Origin of the sequence: Aeromonas sp. A35_P (assembly GCF_002259925.1) — a bacterium.
Taxonomy (GTDB): domain Bacteria; phylum Pseudomonadota; class Gammaproteobacteria; order Enterobacterales; family Aeromonadaceae; genus Aeromonas; species Aeromonas dhakensis.
This window is the reverse complement of the sequence record NZ_NEVB01000180.1, coordinates 1-2,447: the sequence shown is the minus strand read 5'-3', so window position 1 is coordinate 2,447 and position 2,447 is coordinate 1. Positions and strand designations below refer to the sequence as shown.

At 56.2% G+C, this 2,447-nt stretch carries 3 protein-coding genes; all 3 read right to left on the bottom strand.

Annotation, left to right across the window (positions count from 1 at the left end):
• Positions 1-38: 38 nt before the first annotated feature.
• The 3 genes from tnpC to tnpA are packed head-to-tail and all read right to left on the bottom strand — an operon-like array spanning position 39 to position 2,365.
• The gene (tnpC, locus tag CAK78_RS10880; RefSeq protein ID WP_094697273.1) at positions 39-1,589 is read right to left on the bottom strand and encodes an IS66 family transposase; all 1,551 of its coding nucleotides are present in this window, start codon (positions 1,587-1,589) and stop codon (positions 39-41) included.
• Positions 1,590-1,619: 30 nt separating this feature from the next.
• The gene (tnpB, locus tag CAK78_RS10875; protein WP_094697272.1) at positions 1,620-1,967 is read right to left on the bottom strand and encodes an IS66 family insertion sequence element accessory protein TnpB; all 348 of its coding nucleotides are present in this window, start codon (positions 1,965-1,967) and stop codon (positions 1,620-1,622) included.
• Positions 1,964-2,365 (bottom strand): IS66-like element accessory protein TnpA, encoded by a 402-nt coding sequence (gene tnpA, locus CAK78_RS10870; protein WP_094697271.1) that lies wholly within the window; start codon positions 2,363-2,365, stop codon positions 1,964-1,966. Before tnpA ends, tnpB begins: the two co-directional genes overlap by 4 nt.
• Positions 2,366-2,447: the final 82 nt, after the last annotated feature.

Sequence of the window (2,447 nt, the reverse complement as noted above, 5' to 3'; positions counted from 1 at the left end):
GTAAGCGTCCAGCGAAGGCCGTATTGACAGGGGGCAGGTTATTCAGCAGGTAGAGCAACACGCCATGGCAGCAGTTCACTGACCCGGTTCACCGGCCAGTCTGCGATCACATTCAATACATGCCGCAGGTAATGCTCCGGATCCACCCCGTTCAACCGGCAGGTGCCGAGCAAGCTGTACAACAAGGCTCCCCGTTCACCTCCATGGTCAGAGCCAAAAAACAGGAAGTTCTTTCGCCCCAAGCTCACTAGCCGTAGCGCATTCTCCGCGATGTTGTTGTCCACCTCTACCCAGCCGTTTTCGGCGTAGTACGTCAGTGCTGACCACTGATTCAAGGCATAGGCGAAGGCCTTGGCCAACTCGGAGTGACGCGAGAGGGAGGACATCCTATCCCGTAACCAGATCTCCAGCGCTTTCAGTAAGGGCTTTGCCCGCCGTTCTCGCTCTGCCAGCCGATGTTCTGCTGACATGCCACGCAGTTCTGCTTCGAGGCTGTAAAGCTGACCAATTCGTTTGAGGGCTTCGTGTGTGTTGTCCGATGGCGTTCGGATATGCACATCATGGATCTTTCGCCTGGCATGAGCCCAGCAAGCGGCTTCCTTTATCGTGCCGGCAGCTCGCTCTTCACGATATAGCTCATTAAATCCTGCGTAGGCATCTGCTTGTAGGACGCCGCTGAAATCGGCAAGATGGCTTTGCGGATGGGCTCCCTTTCTATCAGGCGAGTAAGCGAACCAGACGGCTGGCGGCAGTTCGGAGCCGGCGTTGCGATCATCGCGTACATACGTCCACAGACGCCCTGTTTTTGTCTTTTTATTGCCGGGGAGCAGTACCGGGACCGGGGTATCATCTGCGTGTAGTTTGCCATCGGTCAGCACATACTGCCGCAGCGCCTCCTCCAGCGGTGACAGCAATCTGCAACATGCATCCACCCAACCAGAGAGCACCGAGCGGCTCAGCGCCACACCCTGACGGGCATAGATTTCCGACTGGCGATATAGCGGAGTGTGCTCTGCATATTTGGAGGTGAGTACCCGAGCCAGTAAGCCAGGCCCGGCGATGCCCCGCTCGATAGGGCGTGATGGCGCAGGCGCTTGTGTGATGAAATCGCACTGCCCGCAGGTGTGTTTCTCCCGAACCGTGCGGATGACCCGGAAAGCACTGCGTATCAGCTCTAACTGCTCAGCAGTATCTTCTCCAAGGTATGATAGCGTTCCGCCACATTCCGGGCAGACTGCCTCTGTTGGACGCAGGCGGTGCTCATCGCGAGGAAAGGCCAGAGGGAAGGGTTTGCGAGTGAGGGTCTGGCGAAGTGGCCGCGGTACCGCTGGGTCATCCACCCGGCCGGTGATAGCGTCACTTTCTTGCTGAAGTATTTTCAACTGCGTTTCTGTCTGGGCGATACGACGAGCGAGTTTCTCGGACTGGCTGCCAAAATACATACGCCGCAGCTTGTCGAGTTGCGCAAGCAGGCGCTCTATTTCGCGCTCCCGCTCTTCCAACCTTGCATGCAAAACACGATTAAGTGACTCCTGTTCAGCCAGGAGTCGTTTCAGTCGCAGGATTTCGTCGGCTAGTGATTTTTCCATACCCATGCATCTTACATGGGGGATCACTTTTTACAACATGGTCAATGAGTTAGCCAGGCGCTTTGGATGGCGCCAGTCTATCCCCTCCAGTAGCATGGCCAGTTGTGCAGGCGTCAAAAAGACTTTGCCGTCTCGAGCCGATGGCCAGGCAAACCGACCACGCTCCAGCCTTTTGGTCAGCAGACACAGACCATCGCCGGTAGACCAGAGGAGCTTAACTTGACTCCCGTTACGGCCCCTGAAGATAAAGACATGCCCTGACAAAGGATCATCCTTCAACGTCATTTGCACTTTCGAGGCTAACCCATTGAAGCCATTTCTCATGTCTGTGATACCGGCCACGATCCAGATCCGGGTGCCGGCAGGAAGATTTATCATACGCGCAGGGTCTCCAGGATCATTCGTAATGCATTGGTATCGACGGTGCCATCGATGACGACCATTGCACGCCCCAGTCGTATCTCAATGGTGCCGGATGGTGTCGGTTCAGGCGCTGTCTCTGGCATGAGCGTTTCGGGCTGTGGGGTCGGAGGCAAGAGGAGCTCCGTGGATGAAGGGGGCAACACCAGTTCGAGGGGGTATAACGCAGGGGCTTCGACTTTGGCATCACGTCGCCATTTGAACAAGAGGTTGGCATTGACCCCGTGCTCCTGTGCGAGCTTTGAGACGGACACGCCCGGCTGATTGGCGGCCTCGACAAGTCGCTGTTTGAATTCTCGCGAGTAATTGGCTCTGCCTTTACGGCTGCCATTGGTACGGCTGTTGGTGTACACCATTTTGGTTCCCACTACTTTTTAGTGGGAACTACTTTGTCCACAACTGCCCCCATTCACCAGACGGTAGTGGCCGGACGCTTAC